6 protein-coding genes are annotated in these 25807 nt (G+C 44.0%); 4 read left to right on the top strand and 2 right to left on the bottom strand.

Annotation, left to right across the window (positions count from 1 at the left end; genetic code table 11):
* Positions 1 to 52 precede the first annotated feature (52 nt).
* Genes RCC89_07600 through RCC89_07610 form a run of 3 tightly spaced genes read left to right on the top strand, consistent with a single transcriptional unit; the run spans position 53 to position 22029 of the window.
* On the top strand, positions 53 to 17539 hold the full coding sequence (locus RCC89_07600; protein ID WMJ73025.1) for a gliding motility-associated C-terminal domain-containing protein: 17487 nt from the start codon (positions 53 to 55) through the stop codon (positions 17537 to 17539).
* Between the two features lie 46 nt (positions 17540 to 17585).
* The gene (locus tag RCC89_07605) at positions 17586 to 19376 is read left to right on the top strand and encodes a kelch repeat-containing protein (GenBank protein WMJ73026.1); all 1791 of its coding nucleotides are present in this window, start codon (positions 17586 to 17588) and stop codon (positions 19374 to 19376) included.
* A gap of 31 nt (positions 19377 to 19407) precedes the next feature.
* Positions 19408 to 22029: a gliding motility-associated C-terminal domain-containing protein gene (locus tag RCC89_07610; GenBank protein ID WMJ73027.1), complete on the top strand. Its 2622-nt coding sequence runs from the start codon at positions 19408 to 19410 to the stop codon at positions 22027 to 22029.
* Between the two features lie 27 nt (positions 22030 to 22056).
* Here the strand turns inward: RCC89_07610 and treF are convergent, their stop codons facing one another.
* Both treF and RCC89_07620 read right to left on the bottom strand, forming a co-directional pair.
* Positions 22057 to 23607 (bottom strand): alpha,alpha-trehalase TreF, encoded by a 1551-nt coding sequence (treF, locus tag RCC89_07615; protein ID WMJ73028.1) that lies wholly within the window; start codon positions 23605 to 23607, stop codon positions 22057 to 22059.
* 4 nt (positions 23608 to 23611) lie between these two features.
* The gene (locus tag RCC89_07620; GenBank protein WMJ73029.1) at positions 23612 to 24064 is read right to left on the bottom strand and encodes a MarR family transcriptional regulator; all 453 of its coding nucleotides are present in this window, start codon (positions 24062 to 24064) and stop codon (positions 23612 to 23614) included.
* 258 nt (positions 24065 to 24322) lie between these two features.
* Here RCC89_07620 and RCC89_07625 point away from each other — a divergent pair, with 258 nt between their 5' ends.
* The gene (locus RCC89_07625) at positions 24323 to 25789 is read left to right on the top strand and encodes a M20/M25/M40 family metallo-hydrolase (protein WMJ73030.1); all 1467 of its coding nucleotides are present in this window, start codon (positions 24323 to 24325) and stop codon (positions 25787 to 25789) included.
* Positions 25790 to 25807 lie beyond the last annotated feature (18 nt).

A 25807-nucleotide genomic window follows, 5' to 3' on the forward strand; every position in this document is an offset into this window, starting at 1 on the left:
TTGCCGTACATCGTACAATAGTTAAAACCGGATTTATTCATTTTTATACTAAATGCATTTCATCAGAAATATCGTTTTAGGTTGTCTGCTGCTAATCATACTGGCAGGGTCAAACTCTGTCTTATTGGCACAGTCTAGCTGTAATGGAAGTACACCTTCTTTTACAGTGGATCTTTCCAATGATCCGGATGGAGACTGGGAAAGCCCTAATGTGAGCCGGAACGGTAGGTGTTGTGGGGGTAGTAATAACTGTCTTGAGTTCATTGTGACGCTTCATGAGGATGCGGAAAGACTACGGTTTGATATTGCTTCTGGCGCTGAACCTACTGGGTCAATGTTTTATCAGGTAGATTGCGGGCCTCCGGTAGAAGTTGGAGAGGCACTATGTGTTAGTGGTGAAGGACCGCATTATATCACTTTTTGTAAACCTGGAAATAATGCTAACTCTTATTCTGTGAGCTCTATTGCTAAACCTACCGTTTCTCCGCCTGCTTATGTGAGTGATGGATGTGTCGGTCAACTGGTAGTGGAGGGTTATGAAGGAAATACTGTTCAATGGACTTCGGTGTCTCCTGGAGCAAGGGGAGAATATGATCATTACCTAAGCTGTACCAGCAATTGTACTTCTCCTACTGTTACTGCCGAAGAAAATTATCCTGACTCTGTGGTTTATGAGGTTAAAGGGGTGCCTGCAGGAGGATGTGCTGGAGATGAGGTTGTTCAGTATGCTACAGCTTATTTTGTTTCAGAGAAAGAAGCATATATTAACCCCGCAAACCCTGTAATTTGTTTTGGAGGAAGCGATGCTACTTTGACTGCCGAAATTCAAGGGGGACTTGCGCCTTATCAATATTCTTGGGATCATGGTCCTAATACACAAAGTGTTGATGTAGGGGAAGGTACCTACACGGTAACAGTTACAGACCAAACCAACTGTCCTCCGGTATCGGCTACCGTTACTGTTCATGCCAATCCTTCGCCTATAGAGATAGAGGCAGGGCCAGATGTGACTAGTTGTGAAAACAATCCTAGTGTAGAATTGAGCAGTACCGTGGAAATTGCCACTGGGGTAGTGTGGAGTGGCGGAAATGGTACTTATGACCCTTCGGAGTATGAATTAAACCCAGTCTACACACCTACGGCTGCCGAAATTGAGGCCGGTACTGTACAGCATGTGGTGAGCACCGTTGGTAATGAACCTTGTCCAATTGAAAGGGATACGTTAATTCAAACCATTGCACCAGCTCCTGAAGTGATGGCGGGAGGCCCTTATGTTTCGTGCGAAAACAACCCTGTAGCTAGCTTGGCAGGGACTTCCGAAAATACGGAGTCTGTTGAATGGGTGGGGGGCAACGGTACTTTTTTTCCTAACCGTAACACAATCAATGCTACCTATACCGCCAGTGAAGATGAAGTAACGGCTGGGTCTGTAACACTTACGCTGAGAGGGCATGGTCATGAATCTTGTACGCCTGTAGAAAGTACGGCTACCATAAGTTTCGAAGAAGCGCCAACTGTTGACGCAGGGGAAGACGTGACGGTGTGTGCCAATAACAGCACCGTTGAGTTAACAGGCGAGGTGACTGTTGCTTCAGGTGGGGTTTGGTCTGGCGGAGATGGTACATTCTCTGACGCAAATAGTTTGACTACTTCTTATACACCTTCTGCGGATGAAATCGAGCAGGGTACTGTAGTTTTGACTTTGACGACTACAGGCAATGGTTTATGTAACCCTGTTTCTGATGAGGTGGAAATCACTATTACGCCTGCACCTACTGTACATGCCGGATCTGATAGGTCTGTGTGTGCCAATAATGCAGAAGTGACGTTAAACGGTCAGTCTTCTATGCCTGATTATGTGACCTGGAGCGGTGGCGATGGTGGAACTTTTTCTCCTAGCGAAAATGCACTGAATGCGGTGTATATGCCTTCTTCAACGGATATTGAGAATGGGAGTGTTACCTTAAGGTTGACTGCTGACTATGGTGACTGTGCGCCGGTGTATGATGAAATGGTCATCACCTATACAGATGCACCAATAGTGGACGCTGGAAATGATCAGACTGTATGTGCCAATAACTCAACGGTAAGTTTATCAGGAACCGTATCTGGGGCTACAGGAGGAGCATGGTCTGGTGGTACAGGTGCTTTTGCAAGTACATCTTCTTTAAATACTACTTATACACCATCTTCTGCTGATATTGAAAATGGAAGTGTAAGTCTTGTCTTGTCTTCTACTGGCAATGGGAACTGTCTTCCTGAAAGGGATACGGTAGTAATAACTATTTTACCAGCACCTGTCGTTGAGTTTACCGCACCCGCTGAAGTCTGCGCCAACAATGCTGAGATAGCCTTGGATGGAAGTATTGAAAATGCTGGTGGAGGTGAATGGGTTGGAGGAAATGGGACATTTAGTCCAGATAGATCTGATTTGACAGCTAGCTATACCCCTTCCGATGGAGAAATATCTGCCGGAACGGTAGCTTTAACTTTAAGGTCTGTCGACAATGGGTTATGTAACCCTGTAGAAGAATCTTATAGTATAGCTATTAATCCAGCGCCAATAATAGATGCAGGTTCTTCAAGAACGGTTTGTGCCAATAATGCAGATGTTGTTTTGAGTGGTGCTGTCTCAGGGGCAACTGGTGGTGCCTGGACCGGTGGCGATGGAACTTTCAGTCCTGATAGAAACACATTAAATGCCACTTATTCACCTTCTGAGGAAGAAAAAAATGACCTTTCTACTGTTCAACTTACGTTGACTTCAACAGGGAACGGCGGATGTAACCCTGTGAGTGACAATATGAGCATTACCATTACGCCTGCTCCTGTAGTAGATGCCGGCGATGATCGCTCTGTTTGTGCGAACAACCCTTCTTTAGAACTTAATGGTACAGTTGCGGGAGCATCTGGAGGAGAATGGGTTGGAGGGGCTGGAACTTTTAACCCTGGCAGAACAAGTTTGTCTGCTTCTTATACCCCTTCAGAAGATGAAATTGAGAACGGAACGGTAAGCTTGACGCTACGGTCTACTGGCAATGGAAACTGTTTGCCTGTGGAAGACATTATGAATATCACCATTACACCTGCCCCAACGGCTGACGCTGGTACCGGCGTAACGGTTTGTGCCAATAATTCAGATATTAGCTTAAATGGAGCGGTAACAATAGCTGCTGGTGGCGAGTGGATTGGAGGCAACGGCTCTTTTAGTCCCGATCGCCAAGCATTAGATGCTACTTATACACCATCTTCTGGTGAAATTTCTTCAGGATCTGTTGAGCTTACGCTTCGAACTACAGGCAATGATAATTGTGCCGCAGTTACTTCGGTTGTTACTCATACAATCACCCCTGCCCCTACCGTAGATGCAGGAACGGATCAAATGGTTTGTGCTAATAATGCAGAGGTAACATTAAATGGTGCGGTAACACTTGCTGATGGAGCTAGCTGGTCTGGCGGTAATGGGACTTTCAGCCCTAACGCAGAAGCGTTGGATGCTACTTATACACCTTCTGAAGATGAAATAGATGCCGGAGAAGTAACCTTAAGGTTGACTTCAAATGACTATGGTACCTGCCAGCCTGTTTATGATGAAATGACCATTGCTATATCTCCAGCACCTACTGCTGATGTTGGGGTTCTTAATAAACAGGTTGTAGTATGTTCCAACAACCCAAATGTGGACTTGAATGGCTCCGTAACTGTAGCTGGTGGAGGCGAATGGGTTGGAGGTATGGGATCTTTTATTCCCAATAATACGACCCTAAATGCCACCTATGTTCCGTCGGCTGCAGAAACTGCTATGCCTTTGATGGCGCTTATCTTACAAACTACTGATAATGGCAACTGTTTGCCTGCACGTGATACCTTAAGGATTTACTTTTTGCCACCTCCAGTGCCTAATGCCGGGCCGGATCAGGAGATATGTGTGAATAATCCTCAGGTACAACTTGCTGGAACGGTGGCTGGCGCTTCTCAAACAAGGACTTGGTCTGGCGGTAATGGATCCTTCACGCCTAATGCCAATACTTTAAATGCCGTGTATAACCCAACCGATCAGGAGCTGGAAAATGGATATGTCAATTTAAGGTTGACTGCTTCTCGTACGGGTTGTAATCCTGTTTCCGATGAGGTCAGGATTAATTTTACCCCTGCTCCTGTTGTAGATGCAGGACCAGATATGTCTGTGTGCTCCAATAACCCAGATGTGCAGTTGGCAGGGGAGGTAGAAAATGCAGGTGGTGGTATATGGTCTGGCGGAAATGGGTCTTTTTCTCCAAGCCCTAATGCACTAGGTGCGGTTTATTCGCCTACACCAGAGGAAATAGAGTCTGGAAGCATCACATTGACACTTACTTCTGATGACAATGGTAACTGTTTGCCTGTCTCAGACCAAATGGAGGTAAACTTTACCCCCGCTCCAACTGTCGACGCAGGAGATCCTCAGTCGGTATGTTATAATAATGCTAGCGTATCTTTAGATGGATCTGTTACCATTGCTACTGGCGGTCAATGGATAGGAGGGGAGGGTACGTTCTCACCAAATGCGAATGCCCTCAATGCAACTTATATACCTTCCGAGTCTGAACGTGAGAACGGTTCTGTACAGCTTGTTTTAAGAACAACAGGAAACGGAGGCTGCCTTCCTGTTGAAAGTACTTTAGATATTGCTATCACCCCAGCCCCTATCGCTGATGCAGGGCCGGATCTTGAATCTTGTATGAACAACCCTGCTGTACAACTTTCAGGTACTGTTTCAGTAGCACAGGGTGGTATGTGGATTGGCGGAAGTGGTTCTTTTAGCCCTAGTAGAACTTCTTTAAACCCGACTTATACGCCTACCTCTTCAGAAATGGAGGAAGGCGAAATTACCTTAAATCTTGTCACTACTGGAAATGCAAACTGTAATCAGGTTTCTGATATTGTAAGAATTAATGTTGTGCCGACGCCTGTTGTTGATGCAGGAAGTAATCAGACGTTATGTGGAACAGTAAATGAAATTCAACTTAATGGGGAGGTGTCGTATGCCGATGGCGGTACTTGGTCTACTTCTGGAAGTGGTAGCTTTGCTCCTAATGCTTCAGCTTTAGACGCACAGTATATTCCTTCGGATGCAGACCGTGCACCAGGCAACACTGTTACGCTTTCTTTAACTTCTAGTGGTAATGGATCTTGTTTGCCAGTTACTGATCAATTAAACATCACCTTTACTGAAATCCCAACGGTGGATGCCGGATCAGATAAAACAGTTTGTACCAATGACTTCCCTGTAAGGCTTGAAGGGTCTGGTTCGCCTGCTAGATGGTCTGGCGGAAATGGTACTTTTGCTCCAAATAGGGAGACGCATAATGCTACTTATACCCCATCAGAAGCTGAAATTGAGGCAGGTTCTGTAACGTTGACACTGACTACTATAGAAAATGGCCCTTGTGCGCCTGTGTCTTCGACTGTTACTATTTCCTTGCCACCTGGCCCAATTGTAAATGCTGGCCAAGACCAGATTGTTTGTGGAGACATCTCAAGCGTGTCATTGGATGCTTCTGTAGAAAATGCATCTGGTGGCACATGGACAACGACAGGTACTGGCTCTTTTGACCCAGGTGCCAATACAGTTAATGCATCTTATGTGCCATCGGCAGCGGACAAGGATAACGGCCATGTTACTTTAAGGCTTACCTCTACTGGTAATGGAGCATGTTCTCCAACATCTGATACCATGGAACTAACTATTACGCCGCCTCCGACTGCTAATGCTGGGCCTAATATGACCAGATGTGCCGATATCAGTGGGTTTGTTCTGAATGGACAGGTTACTGTCGCTACAGGTGGTTTGTGGACTATCACTGGCTCTGGATCTTTTGACCCTGACCCATCAGTTTTGAATGCTACTTATGTACCTTCTCAGGAAGATATTGACCAAGGGTTTGTTGATTTTACTTTAACCACCACTGGGAACGGAACCTGTAATCCGGTCACCGATAACATGCGTCTGACTTTAACGCCTGCTCCGACATCCGATGCAGGAGAAGATGTAACTATTTGTGCCGACTCTGCTCACGTAGCTATAAGCGGTTCGGTCACTGTAGCTTCAGGTGGAAGGTGGTCTTCTTCTGGAACAGGAACTTTTGCGCCTAACAACACAACTCTTGATGCCAGATATTATCCGTCGTCGGCGGATACTGCTGCCGGAGGTGTTGTGCTAACCTTATTAACCACCGGAAATGGGACTTGTAATCCTGTTACGGATGAATTAGAAATAACTATTAACCCAGTGCCGGTAGTAGATGCTGGTGATAATTTGACTATTTGTGCTGATGCCGAAGGAGCTGTGTTAAATGGTTCTGTTTTACACGCTGATGGCGGTGTTTGGTCTTCGTCAGGAAGTGGATCTTTTGTTGATGCGAATGATTTAGGTACTATGTACGAGCCTTCTTTTGATGACATGGAAGCTGGTGTGGTCATGCTGACGCTTACAAGTACCGGTAACGGAATGTGTAACCCTGTTAATGATAGGACTGAACTAGTAGTTACTCCTGCACCTACTGTTGATGCGGGTGGTGATATTACTGTCTGTGCTGATGCTGGTACGGTTTCAATGAACGGAGCTGTTACAGTTGCTTCTGGTGGTCAGTGGACAACCAGCGGTACAGGTACTTTTGATGATGATGATAGTCTAAATGCAACCTATACACCTTCTCAATCTGATATTGATAATGGCTCTGTTGTACTTACCCTTACAAGTACTGGAAATGGAAACTGTAACCCGGTTACAGATGAACTGACTTTAACTATCACACCAGCACCTGTGGTTAATGCTGGAGAAGATTTAACTGTGTGCGGCGATTTAGAAGATGTGCAGCTTGATGGTTCAGTGACAGTAGCTAGTGGTGGCCAATGGACTTCTTCTGGTTCAGGTTACTTTACACCTAATGCTTCTGCTCTAGATGCTGTTTACCACCCTTCTGCTTCAGATGTGACCAACGGAGGTGTTACACTTAGTTTGCGCTCAACGGGCAATGGTACTTGTAATGCTGTAGAAGATCAAATGGAATTGACCATTACTCCTGTGCCAGTAGTTGATGCAGGAGATGACATGGCCGTATGTGCCAATAATGCCGACATTCAACTGAATGGCTCTGTTACTGTGGCCACAGGTGGTGAATGGTCAGGTGGGGCAGGTACCTTCTCGCCTGATGCTTCTGCCTTGGATGCAGTTTATACGCCTTCTGCTGATGAGATCGAAGAAGGAACTGTTACACTTATGCTTACTTCTACAGGTAATGGAACTTGTAACCCTGTTTCTGATTATGTGACATTTACAATCACACCAGCCCCTGTGGTTAATGCTGGAAATGATAGAAACATATGTGCAAACAATTCAACTGTTAATCTTAATGGATCTGTCACGATTGCACAAGGTGGAGAATGGAGTGGAGGCGAAGGTGTGCTCACGCCAAATAGAGAGTCTCTATCAATTGCCTACACACCTTCTCAGGCAGAGATTGACAATGGTTATGCTTTACTGACCCTTACAAGCACAGGCAATGGAAACTGTGCGCCTGTTAGTGATGAGGTAAGGTTGAATATATCTCCTGCCCCTGTAGTTGATGCAGGAGCCGACCAAGTTGTGTGTGCTAATAATGCTGATGTACAATTGGAAGGAAGCTTTGAAAATGCAGGCGGTGTAGTTTGGTCTGGGGGGACTGGGTCTTTTGCTCCTAATGCCAATGATCCAAACGCTGTTTACTACCCATCGGGTGATGATATCGCTGCGGGGCAGGTAACGCTAACCTTAAGGTCAACCGATAACGGTAACTGCTTGGAAGTTTGGGATGAGATGGAAATTACCATTACACCAGCTCCTGTGGTAGATGCAGGAAATAGTCAAACGATATGTGCGGATGCTTCTGGAATTCAGCTTGAAGGTTCTGTTACGGTAGCTACTGGTGGTGAATGGTCAACTTCCGGAACAGGAACTTTCAATCCAGGGCCAGACGATTTGAATGCTGTTTACGTGCCTTCGGATAGCGATATTGCTTCTGGCGGGGTGTCTTTTGTCCTTACTTCTACTGGTATGGGGGACTGTAATGCGGTAACTGATAATGTTTCCGTCACCATTACGCCAGCACCTACTGTTAATGCAGGTTCTGATAGAAATGTTTGTGCAGATGTATCTTCAGTATCTTTGAACGGATCTGTTACCGTTGCTACTGGTGGAGCATGGACTACTTCCGGTAGTGGTACATTTACGCCAAATGCTAATACGTTAGGGGCTAGTTATGTGCCTTCTGCTGCTGATACCGCTGCTGGAAATGTTACACTTACCCTGACCACTACAGGGAATGGTCTTTGTAATGCGGTGTCTGATGATATGCTTATGAGCTTCCAGCCTAAACCTGTAGTAAATGCAGGTTCGGATGTAACAGTTTGTGCCGATGTTGATGATATTCTGTTAGATGAAGCTACTGTTGCCAATGCTTCTGGGGGGAGATGGGCTACTGATGGAACGGGTAGCTTTGTCCCTAATGCTTTTGACATCAATGCCACATATGTTTTCTCAGACAATGATAAAGAAAGGGGATATGTCCGGTTGACATTAGCTTCAGAGGGTAACGGTTTGTGTGAGGAGGTTACCGACCAAATCCGGGTAAATATTACCCCTGCGCCAACTGTCAATGCAGGTCCTAACCGGACTATATGTGCCGGGGGAAGCGTTAACCTTAACGGTATAGTCACAGTGGCATCAGGAGGTGTATGGTCTACGTCCTCTGGAACGGGCACTTTCTCTGATCCGAACAGTTTGAGTACAACTTTTACACCTACCGCAGCTCAAGTGGCAGCTGGGCAGGTGGTAATCAGGTTGACTACTACAGGAAACGGTACTTGTAACCCTGTTTCTGATAATATGGTGTTGACCATTCAGCCTCAACCTGTAGTAAGTGCAGGATTTAACCAAACTGTTTGTGAGACTGTTTCTGCTATCCAATTGAATGGTTCTGTTCAGAATGCCTCAGGTGGGTTATGGACGACTACAGGCACAGGTACATTTTCTCCTGATGCCAATGCTTTGGATGCAGAGTATATACCTTCTGCTGAAGATAAACAAGCAGATATGGTCACGCTTACATTGACTTCTGTTGGGAACTCGCCTTGTAGTGCTGTTTCGAGAAATATTATTATTAGGTTTTCAAGGCAACCAACTGTGGATGCTGGATCTGCTACCATTTGTTCTAACTCATCCAGTGTTCCTTTGAGTGCTACTTTTGAAAATGCCGGAGGTGTGACATGGACAACGAGTGGTTCGGGAACTTTTTCTCCCTCTGCAACTTCAGCTAGCCCTTCGTATAGACCTTCCGCCGGTGATGCGGCTGATGGTAGTGTGACTATCACTGTGGCTACCAGGGAAAACGGTGGGTGTGAAGCGGCAACGCAAGACATTCTTATCAGCATTGTTCCACCGCCGACCGCTGATGCCGGAACAGACCAAATAGTTTGTGCCAATAATCCAGAGGTGCCACTTTCAGGGTCAGTTGGCGGCACTGCAACTGGTGGTAGATGGACTTCTTCTGGAGGAGGAAGCTTTACGCCAAGTAATGAATCGCTCAACGCTTCTTATAGGCTTTCGGCGGTAGATAGAAGTAACGGTTTTGCCGAGCTGACTTTGACTACTACAGGTACAGGGGAATGTGCTTCTGTGTCAGATAGAATGCGTATTACCGTTACGCCTGCGCCTACTGCCAATGCGGGACCCGATAAGACTGTTTGTGCGGATACGGCCGGAGTAGAGCTTTCGGGTGCTGTAACCATAGCGGATGGTGGTACTTGGACAACCTCTGGTAACGGTACTTTCTCAGATCCTGATGCCTTGAACACCACCTATATTCCTGACGAAGGGGAGGAAGGTGAAGTGATTTTGACCTTAACGACTACAGGTAACGGAAACTGTGTCCCTGTTTCTGATCAGATGACATTGACTATTGAGCCCGCTCCTACCGTCAATGCTGGTAATGATGTCACCATATGCTCTGATAATGAATTTATGATCTTTACCGCTAATGTAACAGGTGCGACCGAAGGTGTATGGACGAGCTCTGGTGAAGGTTCGTTTAACACGAACTATGCAAATAAGTTTAGAGCTTCATATGCTTTCACAGAAGATGATTATGAGAATGGCGAGGTGACTTTGACCTATACCACTACAGAGCAAGGATTGTGTAAGCCAGTTTCTGATGATAAGGTTATTACCTTAAACCCAGCCCCAACAGTAACTGCTGGGGCGGCCAATGTTTGTGCTGACAGTGATATAATACCTGTAAATGGTGATTATACTATTGCTGGCGGAGTTATTTGGACTACTTCTGGTGCAGGAACATTTGGTGATCCATCAGATCCAATTACCAACTATTATGTTGACCCTGCCGATAGAGATTCTGGTACAGTTATTTTGACCATTACTACTATTGATAATGACTTATGTATGGAAGTCTCTGATTCCATCATTATTAACTTTGGAGACATACCAGTTGCTGATGCTGGTCCTGATCAGGTGGTATGTGCCAATAATGCCGTAGTTACTTTGGATGGCAATTCCAGTACGGGGGCTGCTAACTGGAGTTCTTTAGGTAGTGGATCATTTAGTGATGAAGAGGATTTTAATGCTTCCTATATACCTTCTTCAGCAGATACTGCCGCTGGGTATGTAGACTTAGTGCTTACAACCCTGGACAACGGATTCTGTAGCGCTGATACAGATACCATGCGTATTACCATTACTCCGGCTCCTTATGTGAATGCTGGACCTGCAGTTATATGTGCCAATGCCGGTTCTGTTGATCTTGATGCGACAATAACAGTGGCTTCGGGTGGGGTTTGGAGTACTCCTGATGGTACAGGTGATTTTGGTGATGAAAACAGTTTGCTTACTACCTATACCTTAAGCGCTGCTGATGAAGGCCGGGAGTTTGTAACTTTGGTGCTTACTTCTGTTGGTAATGGTGACTGTAACCCTGTTTCTGATACTATTATATTAAATATAGCTCCTCCGCCAACTGCCGATGCTGGTGATGACCAAGTGGTATGTGCGGATACAGATGGTGTACAATTGGCAGGAGTGGTTTCTGGTGCTGATGGTGGCACGTGGACAACATCAGGTTCGGGTGCTTTTGACGATGGGGATCTTTTAGATGCTGTTTATCACCCATCTGCTGAAGATACAACCTCTGGAATGGTGACCCTTACCTTAACTACTACAGGAAATGGTAACTGTTTTCCTGTCAGTGATTCTCTTGAACTGATATTGACGCCTGCGCCTACTGTAGATGCCGGGCCTGCTATCGTTTGTGCCAATAATGGTACAATTGATTTGGAAGGTACTTTTACTGTGGCAAGTGGTGTGATATGGACTACTACAGGAGATGGTGATTTTGGAAATCCTGCAGATGCCATTACTACATATACTTTAGGTAGTGGTGACGTAAATGAAGAGTTTATTACCATAACAATAACTACCACAGGAAACGGCGACTGTAAGGCTGTTTCAGATGAGATTACACTATATATAGCAGATCCTCCTGTGGCAGAGGCAGGTCTTGATCTGACTGTTTGTGCTGATACCGCTCAGATTGAGCTTGATGGCTTTATTGGTGGTGCCGGTGGTGGCGAGTGGTCGAGTTCCGGTACTGGTACTTTTGGAAATGTTAATGACTTGACAACTGCTTACATTCCTTCCGCAGAGGATACAGCCTCAGGTAGGGTAGTATTAACCCTTTCTACTATTGATAATGGCAATTGTAATGCCGTACATGATTCAATAGAAGTAATCATTACGCCAGCCCCAGTTATTAGTGCAGGTCCTGATAAAACAGCCTGTGCCGATGAAGATATACTTTCTTTGACAGGGTCTGTGACAGTGGCAAGCCAGGTGAGGTGGACAACTTCTGGAACTGGTACCTTTACGGATGCTAACAATGTGCTTTCGGAATACCAGCCCTCTGAGGAAGATAAGGAAGCTGGAAGTGTGACATTGACTCTTGAGACACTGGAACAAGGTGACTGTAAGCCTGTGTCTGACGCAATGGTATTGACCATCTTGCCTGTTCCTGTAGTGGACGCAGGTGCGGAGTCGATTTGTTCTGACAATACTGGTGTACAGTTAAATGGGATGGTGGAAAATGCTGGCGGTGCTGTTTGGACCACTACCGGAACTGGAAGCTTTGCACCTAACGCTTCAAGGATAGACCCAATTTATATTCCTTCTGATGATGATCGGGCTAATGGGTCTGTAGAGTTGACCATCACCTCTACTCAAAATGGAAGGTGTCAGGCTTACTCAGATAACCTTACGCTTTATATAAGCCCTACACCTGCTGCAGATGCTGGGCCAGATGTAGAGATTTGCGCCAATAGTGGTGGCGTACAGTTGAGTGGTGCTGTGGCCAATGCGCCAGGTGGTGTATGGACGACCAGTGGTTCAGGAACTTTCGATCCTTCAGAGACAGATCTTGATGCTTTTTATGTGCCTTCTGGTGCTGATACAATTGCGGGCTCTGTGGTGCTGAGGTTGACTACCGCCGGAATGGAACCTTGTATTCCTGCTTATGACGAAATGACTTTGAGCTTTACTCCTGCGCCTATTGCTGTTGTTAATGCCGGAGAAGATACTACCTTGTGTTTTACTAACCCAGAGGTGCCGTTACAAGGATTTATTTCGGTGGCTACTGGCGGTATGTGGGAAACAACTAATGGAACTGGTTTCTTTACGCCTAACCAGTACAGCATGGAGGCAACTTATATCCCTTCGGAAGAAGACATTGATAATGGTGAAATAGAATTGGTGTTGAGGACTACGGGTAATGGAGATTGTATTCCTGTTACAGATACGATGGTAGTTACTTATCTACCTAGACCAAGAGCAAATGCCGGGGATGATTTTAGTGTGTGTGCTGATTTTGATGAAATTCAGTTGGATGGGGAAACAGAAAATGCTCCTGGAGCTATGTGGTCTACCTCTGGTTCTGGATATTTCTCTGACCCAGAAAATCCTGCCACATCATACATTCCTAGTGAAGACGATAAAGATGATGGCTTTGTTATATTGACCTTGTTTACTACTGGTAATGTGGCCTGTGATGAGGTGTTTGACAATGTGCGGGTGACCATTGACCCTGCGCCAGAAGTAAATGCTGGGCGTAATGTCACTGTATGTGCAGACGCTGGTGGTGTGCCATTAAATGGTTCTGTAAAAGTAGCCGGTGGTGGTGAATGGTCTGTCGTTTCAGGTAATGGAACTTTTTCAGACGTCAATGACTTAGCTGCTACTTATTACCTTTCGTCTGATGATAGTCTGGCAGGTTCTGTAACGCTGAGGTTGACTACTATTGATAATGACCTATGCCAGCCTGTATATGATGAGGTGGTTATTACCATCACTGATGCGCCTACCATTTTTGCTGGCGACCCTCAAACGGTGTGTGGGGATGTGGGTAGTGTAGCATTGAATGGTAATGTAACCGTAGCATCTGGTGCTTCTTGGACTTCTTCAGGTTCTGGTAGTTTTGCGCCTGGTTCCAATGCCTTAAATGCCTCTTACTATCCATCTCAATTAGATATAGAAGCCGGGAGTGTTGAATTGGTATTAACCAGTACAGGCAATGGTACTTGTAGCGCTGTTTCTGATGTTATGGATTTGACCATAACGCCTATCCCTGAAGTCGACCCAGGAGAAAATATGGTGATATGTCGTGATAGAGATGAAATTCAATTAAGTGGAAATGTAGAAGTGGCTACAGGTGGACAATGGTCTACCAATGGCAGTGGTACATTCTCAGACCCTACAGATCTTAATGCTATTTACTTCCCTTCTGATGCGGATAAAGCTTCGGGACAGGTCATACTTACATTGGTTTCTACAGGAAATGGGCTTTGTAACCCTGTTTCTAGAAATATGAGAATTGACTTTACTCCAGCTCCTACTGTCAATGCTGGTCAAAACAGAACAGTATGTGCTGATATTGCAGGTGTTCAACTGGGCGGATCTGTTACTGTGGCTACTGGCGGTGTTTGGTCTTCTACAGGGTCTGGAACTTTCTCGCCTAGCGAAGATGATTTAAATGCAGTTTATATACCATCTGATGATGATCGTAATTCTACTGGTGTAACATTGACATTGACTACTACAGGCAATGGTATATGTAACCCTGTCTCATCATCAATTAACGTAACCATTACACCGGCGCCTACCGTTGATCCAGGCGATGATGTAACGGTTTGTGCTGATATAGATGAAGTAGCTTTAAATGGAGATGTTACAGTTGCCACTGGCGGAGCTTGGACCTCAAGCGGATCTGGTTCATTTACACCAGATACATATTCGCTGAATGGAGCCTATATCCCATCTTCTCAAGATAGGGCCAATGGTAGTGTTGTGCTTACGCTTACCACAACAGGAAACGGTACTTGTAACCCAGTGGTAGACCAGAAAACTATTACTATAACTCCTGCGCCTACAGTTGATGCAGGAAGCAATGTAACGGTGTGTGGCAACAATGCTGAAGTTGCTTTGGACGGTGCCGTTACGGTTGCTACTGGCGGTAGATGGACTGGCGGAAATGGCACTTTTAGCCCTAACAATGAAACATTGGACGCTGTTTACACGCCATCTGCTTCAGAAATTGCTGCTGGCCAAGTAAACTTGAGCCTTACTACTACTGGAAATGGTACTTGTAATGCGGTTAGGGATAACATGAGAATTACCATTACGCCAGCGCCTACAGTAGATGCAGGACGAAATAGGACTGTATGCGGTAATAATGCTGATGTACAACTTTCAGGAACTGTTACAGTGGCCACAGGTGGTAGATGGACTGGCGGTACTGGTATTTTTATTCCTTCTAGAAATGTTCTTAACCCTGTTTATAGGCCTTCTGCTGCAGAGATCGCTGCTGGTACTGTTACATTGAGGTTGACTTCAACTGGCAATGGTGATTGTAATGCAGAAACCTCAACTGTTGATATTACTATTACTCCTGCGCCTACAGTTGATGCGGGGAATAACCAAACCATATGTGCGGATGCTGGATTTGTGCAATTGAATGGCGCAGTGACTGTGGCTACCGGAGGAGAATGGACCTCGTCGGGGTCAGGTCGGTTTGTTCCTAATGCCCAAACCCTTGATGCAAGATATATCCCATCGGAAGAGGATATTGCTGCTGGACAGGTGGGGCTTGTTTTGACCACTACTGGTTCAGGATCTTGTTATGAAGTTAATGCTTCTATGCGTGTGAGAATTACACCGGCACCTACAGTTGATGCTGGTGAAGACATAAGTATATGTTATGATGCAGATAGTATTCAGCTTGAAGGAAGTACTACAGTAGCTACTGGCGCCTTTTGGACTACATCTGGAAGTGGAACCTTTGCTCCTGATCCAATGACCAGAAGAGCTGAGTATATTCCATCTCAGGCAGATAAGGATGCAGGTGTAGTAAGACTGACTCTAACTACTACTGGTACTGGTAGCTGTCAAATTTATAGCGATGATGTGTTTATCCGCTTTACGCCGAGGCCTACTGTAGATGCAGGGCCTCCATTAACAGTTTGTGCAGATGTGGAAGCATTTGAATTGAATGGCGCTGTGACTGTGTCCACAGGAGGACGCTGGACAACGGAGGATGGTACTGGAAGTTTTGCCCCTGGACAGAATCACCTAAATACTACGTATGTGCCGTCTGAAGCTGATACTGCTCGTCGGGAGGTGACATTTACGCTTACTACTACTGGAAATGGTACATGTCAAACGTATTATACTACCACCACCGTCAGTATTAATCCTGCACCGGTAGTTTCTACTGGGGAGGGAAGGGTTTGTGCAGACTTTTCCGGCGCACCTATAAGTGGTTCTGTGCATAATGCAACTGGTGGTAGGTGGAGTACTGCAGGAAGTGGCTACTTTGCTCCAAATGAATTCGCTTTAGATGCTGTGTATTATCCTTCAGAAGAAGACATGGCTGCTGGAGAGGCAAAGATTACCTTGACTTCAGAGGGTAACGGTACTTGTAACCCTGTGAGTGAAGAAATGACGGTAGTGGTGACTGAGTTGCCTGTGGCAGACGCAGGACGTTCTCAGACCATTTGCCGTGGTGAACAAACGTTTTTATTGGCACAACCTGTTCCTAATGCTACCTATAGATGGTACAGTATGTCTGGTGAGATTATTGGAACATCTGGAATTGTGGTTGTGACCGTTAGTCAAGATACCTCATTTGTCTTGTCGGTAACTGATGGGCAAGGGTGTAGTGTGTATGATACTGTTGATGTTAATGTGGTAGACCCGCCAAACCTAGCTCCTCCTGCTCATGCTTGTCTGGAAGAAGGCTTGGAGATAGACGCTAACCCGTCTTTCAGTTTGAGCGGTAGTTATCAATGGTTTCGAAACGATACTTTATTGTTCAGGGAAGTAGATAGGATTCTGGAGGTTGAAAAACCAGGTGAGCATATGGTAGTGTTTTCGCATAATGAATGTATGAGGATTGCTTTTAGCGATGTTACAGCACCACCGGCACTTGAGGCGGAAGATAAACTGCTCTGTGTTGGGTCTAACTCTTCAATAAGTACTACTGAAGATCCTGATTTCGAATATAGGTGGCTATTAAATGGAAGTTTGTTGCCAGGTGAAGATTCTCACTCGGTGAATGTGGTTGGAGGTGATGCACCAGGGCATATTGATACCTATGCTGTAACAGCTACTGACAACCTTGGTTGTGCATCAACGAGAAACATTGAGGTTGTTACATATCCGCCTCCTAGAATCAACGTTGATGATACTGATGCCTGTTTAGGTGATATAGTCAGGTTAAACGCACAACCTCAAAATTTCCAAAGTGACCAGTCTATGTATGAGTGGTACAGAAATGGAGAGCCTTTAAGTCAAAGAGATGGAACTTTACCTGTAACCGAACCTGGTAGGTATTCCGTAATATATAGTTTAGGGGAGGGAGAGTGTATTACACACGATACCGCAAGAGTGGACTTCCATGAGTATCCTGAACCGGATATGAGCAATTTGGAGAAGCATTGCTTTGAAACAGATGGGGCACTTACCCTTGATGCGGGACCAGGCCATAGATACCTGTGGGAGATTAACGATAATACTGCCAGGGAAAATGAGGTCTTGGGACATGGAACATATTACGTAACCGTATTTAACCAATATGGCTGTGGAACCGAAGATAGTGTGGTGGTGGAAGACAAATGTCCACCGAGAATGGTCTCGCCAAATGCTTTTGCTCCTGGTGGGGATTCCAGAGATAGGGAGTTTAGGTTATATAGCGCCCATATTGGACATTTCTCATTGACTATTTTCAATAGGTGGGGCGAAATAATCTTCTATACAGAAGACCCTGAAGAAGGTTGGGATGGTACATTTAGAGGTGAAGAAATGCCACCTGGCGTTTACCCTTATATCGTAAAGTTCGAGTCGAAATATGAGGAGTTTAGGCATTTGGGTAGAACTGAGCAGGGTAAAGTAACTTTGATAAGATAACCTTTTGAAGGCTATAGAAAAAAAATATAAACTAAGGGAGAATATTATGGCAGTTTTAAATCCGTATAAAGGATGGGCTTGCATACGAAGGTTCTTACTTGTTCATCTGTTGATGTTTGCCACCTGTACTGTGGTATTGGGACAGAACTACTGGGATAGAAAAGCGGACTTTGCCGGGGCTTCCAGGTTTGGGGCTGTTGGTTTTGCTATCGGTGATAAAGGCTATATCGGAACAGGTTTTGATGGTGCAGTGGACAGAACCGATTTTTGGGAGTATGACCCTGCTACCAACACTTGGACCCAGAAAGCTGAGTTCTCTGGATCTGCAAGAAGTCTGGCAGCGGCTTTTGTAATAGAAAATAAAGGGTATGTAGGAACAGGGGCTTCTGGTGCTACCGGAAACAGGGATTTCTTTGTGTACGATCAAAGTACCAATACCTGGGCTGGAAGTGGAAATATTGGAGGAAACAACCTAAGAAGGTTTTACTCTGTAGGTTTTGCTGTTGGGAATAAAGGTTATGTGGCAACGGGTACCAATGGAAACCAAAGACGTAATGATTTGATAGAATTTGATGCTACTGACAACTCATGGAATGCTAAAAATAATTTTGCCGGTGTGGCTAGAGAGCATGCGGTTGGCTTCTCTATAGGTGATAAAGGATATGTGGGAACTGGTTTTGATGGTGAGGTTTTCTTGAAAGATATGTGGGAATATGATCCTGAAGCCGACGCATGGACGCAAAAAGCAGACTTGTTAGGTGTAGAAAGAGCAGGCGCTATTGGAATGGCTATTGGTAACTTGGGATATGTGGGGACAGGTTATAACAGTGAAGGTGACTTAGAAGACTTTTATGAATTTGACCCTGTGAAAAATGAGTGGGTGGATAAGGCCGACTATAAAGGAGGAGCGGTAAAGAGCGCTGTAGCTTTTGCAATAGGGGACAAAGGTTATGTTGGAACGGGTACTTCTGCTGACCAAGCAGTAAGAGGTGATTTCTATGAATATCACCCAGGATTAACCCCTGTTACTATCACTGTAGGAGAAATTGAAGGGCCGGTTTGTAGTGGCCAGCCTGTCAGGATTCCTTATAATGTTACCGGTGATATTATGGAAGGAAACCGCTTTTTTGTTCAGGTAACAAATCATATGGGGGGCTTTCAGACAGTCGCTTCTATACAAGGAACAACTAGTGATACGGCCATTGTATGGCTAGATCCAAGCGATTATCCTCCAGGAGAAGACTATCTCGCTAGGGTTAATACCACCAGTCCTCAAATGAGTGGGTTTATTAGTGAACCTTTTAATATTGTCCCTTCCCCAGAAGTTTACTATTTGAAGGAATGGGATGAAGTATGTCATGATGACGAACTGGTAATTTTGACCCATGGTACACCTACGGGAGGTTATTATAAAGGTGTAGGGGTTATTGATGAAGAAAAGTTTGACCCGGATAGTGCCGGGGTAGGTAGCCATGAAGTTGTTTATACTTATACTGCGGAAAATGGATGTTCTGCTTCTGCCGCTCAACCTATAAAGGTGGAATTGTGTACTAGTACTGCTAGTGAGCTGTCGGAAACATTAAATTTTAAGGCATATCCCAATCCTTACCAGGGGCAAACTAACATAAATTACATGCTTGAACGTTCTGCTAATGTTGTTTTGGAAGTTCGGAATAGCTTGGGTCAAACAGTCAAACAGTTTGAAAATGGTTACCAATTCCCGGGGCAACATAATTACACATTTAGCGCTGAAGAACTTGGGCTGCCAAAAGGCGTATACTTAGTTAGCCTTATTATAGACAATAATTCGTATATTTCCAGAATTATTGAATATTAAAGATATAAATTATTTTTACTCTAGGATGGATATGTTAAGGAAAATATGGGGTTTAACAGCTTTTCTGATGCTATTTTTGGCTTCGGTAAGTTCTTATGCGCAAGCTGTTAAAGCATGTATTGACATTCCTGACCATACCATTACCGACAAAAGTGTTACTATTTGTAAGGGGACTGTGTTCAACCTTAATGGAAGCAACTGTGGGACTGCTACCAATGTGGGTTACCAGTGGCAAAATGTTTCCTACAACCCACCTCCTACACTTAATGTTAGAAACCTGCCCACTACTGATTCAGGAATGTGGGTGTTGCGGGTGAGGGACCAGTTAGGCAATACGGATTTTGATACTGTACATGTGAGGTATCACCCGTCAACTCCTTTTGCCATTCATAATGACCCGGATCTAATTTTTAAATGCAAGAAAGACCCTTTGGTATTACAAGCCACTGATGATCCTTCATTGTCAAACTATAACTGGTATATCAATGATATTTCTACTCCATCTGTAGGTACAGAACCTACTTTGTCTTTAGGTGATATTCCTGATGGCGCTGCTGAATATATAGCTGTCGCAGAGGATTCTTATGGTTGCAGTGTTTCTGATACCATATATGTGTGGGAGTTAGAATCTCCTCCGGTTGATTTGGGGCCTGATATTGATATATGTGAAGGCGAATCTGTTACTCTTACTTCTTTGGCTACTCAGGGAGGTATGTATCAGTATATGTGGAGTACAGGGGCTAATACAGAAAGTATTACAGTTGATTCCCCAGGTGAATACTGGTTTCGCGCTCAAGGGCCATTCCCTTTTCCATGTGCTGCTACAGATACCGTTAAGGTTAATGTAAACCCTGCTCCTAAAGTAGATGTTGGGAATGACACAACCATTTGCTTTGGTAGTGAAGTTCAGCTCAGCGCAACCATCGTTTCGGAAGGAACAGAACCTTATTATTTTTCATGGACTCCTTCGGAATCTCTGGATCAAGCTGATATTGCTGAGCCTTTGGCAAGACCTGACTCTAGTACAGCTTATAAAGTTGTTGTGAGAGATAGTGGTAGTGCTTCAGGTTGTGCTGACTCTTCGATAATAAATGTGAGTGTCAGGCCTGAAATTAAAGTAGAGGTAGCTTTTTCCGATACGCTAGTTTGCCGTAATCAGGAAATTACCTTAGGGGCCAATGTTAAAGGTGAAGATCCTGAAAGCCCTTCAGACTATACTTTTAGTTGGATGCCTGCTGAAGGTGTTAGTGACCCTGAAAGCAGGACGCCAACGGTAAGCCTTACTTCAGGAAGAACCATTTACGCACGGGCTTTCGATGCTTTGGGTTGCAAAGATTCAGCTGGAATCCGTGTTCAGGTCTCTAACCTTATGGTTATAGTCGAAAATGGAAGTGAGGCTGATGTGTGTGAAAATGATAGTATTCAGTTAAGTGCCATTGCGTCTGCAGGGCAATCTCCATACTCCTATTATTGGGAGCCGGAAGCATATTTTTCTGCCACTGAAAGCAGGGTGGCTTATTTAAATCCTGTAGACGAAGGGTATGTTAGTGTGCGTACAGTGGACGGCCGTGGCTGCGAAGCGGAAGACTCTATCAATATAAGTTTAATACCTGCTCCTGTCGTTCAAGCTGGGGCTAATGATACCATTTGTGAAGGGACGGCAGTTGATCTAACAGGTACTGTTGTTCAGGAAACGGTATCTCCATATAGCTACCGTTGGGTTTCAGCTTATGATTCTACTGTTTATGAAGGCTTAGAGCAGGAGCTGCGTCCTAAGGTGTCTGGCAATTTTTTCCTTCAGGCCATTGATGCCAATAACTGCAGTAGCTATTTTGACACTACTTGGGTAGAGTTAATACCCGCCCCTTTCGTTAGTTTGGGAGGCGCAGACACTTCTTCTTGTACAGGTAGTTCCGTGGTGCTTGAAGCTCAATATGAAGTAGGTGATTTATCATTTCAATGGATGAATCTTACTACTAATTCCGCTCTTGGCAACGACAATAGTGAAGAGGTTTCAGAACCTGGGGTGTATCAGCTTACTGTTACAGAACCGGTAAACAATTGCTTTGCGACAGTTGAAAAGAATGTTAGGTACATCGAAACGCCTTTGGGCGTTTATATTTCTGCTGATACCTTGTTCAATGTAGAGCAAGATTACCGATTGCAGGCCATAGCTGTAGGGGATGATTTGGTCTATTCGTGGAGTTCTACCGGAGGCGGTATTTTTACTGATCATGATGATCATGCAGTTGTGTATGTGCCTTCGGATGATGATATCGGGCAAATTGCTATGTCTGTTACAGCCGAGAATATATGTGGAAAGGTAGACACTACGATGCTGGTGCGGGGATTTAAGCCTATTGAAGCCAAAAGTGTACTATTTGTTCCTAATGTTTTTGCTCCTGCTTCGAGTAATCCAGACAATAGGACATTAAAAGTATTTGGAGAAAACATATCTTCAGAAGGGTTCGTTTTTGAAGTATTCAACAGGTGGGGAGAGCGGGTGTATTTTACTACTGATTTTGATGAGGCAAGTGGCAATGGGTGGACTGGGCAAAACCATCCAATGGGCGTATATACCTATGTTGTCAAAGGCAAGTTTCACGATGGTAAAGAGTTCTCTCGGACCAGTAATGTGACGCTTATGAGGTAGTATGATTAGGTTGCCAATTAGAGTTGACTAGTTTTCTTTAGAAAGTAACTTTAATAGGACTGCATTGGTCCAGCCAAAACCATCTTGTAAGGGGTATTCGCCGCCGCCTCCTTTTATATTGGGTTTTACAACATTGTATTTTTCTGTCAATTTGTGGCTTTGGTTGAAAATAGTCATGTTTGTTTCTATCCAGCGGTTGGCTATTTCTTCGGCATTTTCATGAAGCCCATAATTTTTTAAACCTTCTATAGTCATATAATGCAAGGGTGCCCAGCCATTGGGTTTGTCCCATTGCTCTTCTGTTTCTAGTGTTGTAGTTACAGCTCCGCCTTTATGCAGTAAGTGTTCCTTAATAAAAACAGAGGTGTTTTCTGCAGTCATTGTATCTGCTATGTTCAAAAAGAGCGGAACCGCAGAAGCCAAGGTCTTTTTGTCAGAAAGCGCTTTGCTTACAAAGTTGTAATCAAGGTAGATGCCTGAAAGTGTATCTAAGCAATATTTGTTAATTGCTGCTTTTCTGTTTTGAGACCTGTTATGGTAAAACCGGCTTTTCTCGGTATTTTCTGCCAGACCATAGCCTCTGCTAAGCAAAGTTTCTGAATAATATAGTAGCGAGTTTAGGTCTATGGGGACAAGTTCTGTAATATGAATAGAGGAGAGGTTTTTGCCATCTGCAAACCAACGGCTACTAAAATCCCAGCCTGATTCACATGCAGCCCTGATGTTCCGGAGCAGGTCTTTAGGATCTCTTTCTGACTGTTGTGCCAATATGACGTCTTCTCTATACGACTCTGGTCGTGGGCTGGTTGTATCGTCCCAATAACGGTTTAATATCTCACCGTCAGGCATTTTTATAATTCTTCTATATGCGCTCTCAATAGTGTCTATGCCTTCTGATCCACTCATCCAAAAGTTATACTCTTTTTCGAGGGTTTCAAGATGTTTCAATAGATATTGGTCTCCATAATTATCAGCGGTATGGCCTACCATCAGTGCATAAAAAGGGGGCTGTCCCCTTGTAAGGTAATAGGTGCGGTTGCCATTGGGCACAAAACCATATTGGTCAATAAGGTGCTTGAAATTATTGAGCATCGAAAAGTAGAGGCTGTCTTCTCCTGACTCTTCCAGCCCAAGCATAGTGAAGTAGGAATCCCAATAATAAATTTCTCTAAACCGACCTCCAGGGACTATATAAGAATAGGGAAGTGGAATAAGGCTAGATCCGTCTTCAATATCAGGTTTTCTTTTCAATACTTGCCAAAGTTGCTCTATATGTTCTTTAACTGTATGGGCAGTATCGGCTTCGTAGGTTACTTCTACAGCTACTGGCAAACGGAAGTTTTGCTTTACAAAACTATGGAGGTTGAGATCTTTATTTTCCTTGTTTTCTTTATAATCTTCAACAATGGCTTTCGGGTCACGGACAGGAATGCAATCGGCAAAAGTTTTTGAATCTTCAAAAAGAGACCGCATTTGCACCTCGTGAAACAACGCTCCATAAATAATGTCGGGGCTTTTTTGTCCAAAGGCAGGAGTTAAAAATAAAATGTATATAATTAGGGTGTAAAGGTGCTTCATTTTACTATCCTCTTAGTTTATCCAAAAGCTGATTTAAGAGTTTAAGTTCTTCATTGCTCAAATTTTCAGTGAGTCCTTGTATAATTAAATCAAGTTTTTCATCAATTGCGGCCAAAAGCTCAGTACCTTTTGGGGTGATTTTAACATTGACTATTCGTTTGTCGTTTTCGCACCTGTACCTCATGGCCAATTGTTTGATGCGCAACCGTTCTACTATTCTGGATGCATCCGACATTTTGTCAAGCATCCTATCTTTTAGGACATACAGGCAGCAGGGGTCTGGGTGGGAACCGCGTAAAATTCTAAGTATATTATATTGCTGAGGCGTTAAGTCAAATTTTTTGAAAAAGCGTTTGAGCTGGTAATCAATATTGTTAAAAGTATAAATAATATTGACTAAGGCTTTGTCGCTTTGATTCTTAAAGGCTTTTTGGTTTATTTCGTCTTCAAGTCGCATAGAGATACCTCTTTAAACAGCTTTTTACGCTTTTTTTATTATTACATAATTAAAGATAGAAGTTGTTTGTTAGAAACAAAAATATATTTCAGGTTGTGTTGTTGCTTATTATTAATTAGTTATAGGTTGAATCTTTTTAAGGTACTTTTTGTTTATAAGACTTTAAAAGCAGGAAACAGGAGATTTGCCTCTTTCGTATTTTCACAGGACTTTAATGTTTCATAATTTTACAAAACAACTTTCCGTTAAAATTGAATAATGATAGCATATACCAATAAAATACCTTTTGTAATTGCTTGCATGCTCTTTTTGTTCCCTTGGAATACCTATGCTCAAGGGCAGGATGAAATTCCTGAGTATGCAACAGTGTTGAGCAAGTTTATTCAATATCCTTCTGAAACCTATAAAGAAAAAGAGGCCGCTTTGTTTCTAAAAGATTTTTGTGAGCAAAAGGGTTTTGTTACAGAGGTACTAATCGATGAGGATACGGCCTATAATTTTGCAGCTTCTATTTATCCTTTGTCTTCAGGGAAGCCTAATATAATATTCTTTAGTCATATCGATGTTGTTCCTCCTGGTGATTTGTCCGCTTGGAAGTTTCCTCCATACTCAGGTACTATTCACGATGGACTGGTTTGGGGGCGAGGTGCGATTGATTGTAAAGGAATGACCATTTCGCAGTTGTTTTCCATGATCAACATTAAGGAGTGGGCGGATACTTTAGACTTACCTTTTAATGTTACTTTGCTGCCGGTTACTGGCGAGGAAACCGATGGTTTTACAGGGGCCAAACCTATCTCTGAGCAATTTGTAGGAAAATTGAACCCTGTGGTTATGCTTGGTGAAGGCGGGGGAGGGCTTAAAGGAGTTATTAAAAGCCAGCCTGAGAAGCCTGTTTTCGGTATCTCAACCATTGAAAAAACTAAGCTTACTTTGAACCTGACCATGAACATGAAGGCCTCCGGTCATGGTTCAGTCACGCCTGATGAATATGCTGGTAAGGAAATGATTTTTGCGCTGCAACGTTTGTTGAAAGAAGAGCCAGAGATAAAATTTTCTCCTCTCAACGCTAAGGGGTTAAAAAAATTAGGTAAGTATGAAAAAGGACTTAAAGGTTTTGTACAGCGAAATGCGACTTTTTTCTGTTTTAGGCCTTTGATCAAAAAAGAAATAAGGAAAGACCCTGAACTTATGTCTTTCTTTACGAATACCATTACATTGACGGATATTCACGTTCCTGAACCTGAGCATAATCAAGTCATTCAGGAAATAAGGGCTACCTTGGACTGCCGTCTTATGCCTGGAACGAATCCCAATGCCTTTATAAGACAAATTAAAAGGAGCCTAAAAGACTCACGCATAGAAGTTGAAACACTTTATGAAATAGAGGCTATTCCTCAAATAGATGCGCCGGACCTCTTCGGTAACCTTGCAGAAGCGATAGAAGAGGTATATCCTGATGCATTGGTGGTGGAAATGCTTTTCCCAGCCACAACAGATAATAACTTTTTTAGGGCAAAAAATATTCCGGTCATGGGCTTGTTCCCTGCAATATGTGAACAGGACGAGTTGAACAGTATTCATAATGTTAATGAGCGAATCCAGATCAGGTCTATGTCAGACGCCATCGAAGTATATACAAATTTTGCTGAAAACATGATGTTTAAGGAAGAAGAAAAGAAGCGCAGACGCTTGCTTAAGCGTATCAGGAACAAAGAAGATTGATGGAAGGTATTGTGGCAG

The organism is Cytophagaceae bacterium ABcell3, assembly GCA_030913385.1.
Lineage (GTDB): Bacteria > Bacteroidota > Bacteroidia > Cytophagales > Cytophagaceae > ABcell3.

Excerpts from the sequence above, each read along its gene's own strand:
- RCC89_07605 (WMJ73026.1), top strand. The coding sequence starts at position 17,586 with ATGGCAGTTTTAAATCCGTATAAAGGATGGGCTTGCATACGAAGGTTC.
- RCC89_07620 (WMJ73029.1), bottom strand. The coding sequence starts at position 24,064 with ATGCGACTTGAAGACGAAATAAACCAAAAAGCCTTTAAGAATCAAAGC.
- RCC89_07610 (WMJ73027.1), top strand. The coding sequence starts at position 19,408 with ATGTTAAGGAAAATATGGGGTTTAACAGCTTTTCTGATGCTATTTTTG.
- RCC89_07600 (WMJ73025.1), top strand. The coding sequence starts at position 53 with ATGCATTTCATCAGAAATATCGTTTTAGGTTGTCTGCTGCTAATCATA.
- treF (WMJ73028.1), bottom strand. The coding sequence starts at position 23,607 with ATGAAGCACCTTTACACCCTAATTATATACATTTTATTTTTAACTCCT.
- RCC89_07625 (WMJ73030.1), top strand. The coding sequence starts at position 24,323 with ATGATAGCATATACCAATAAAATACCTTTTGTAATTGCTTGCATGCTC.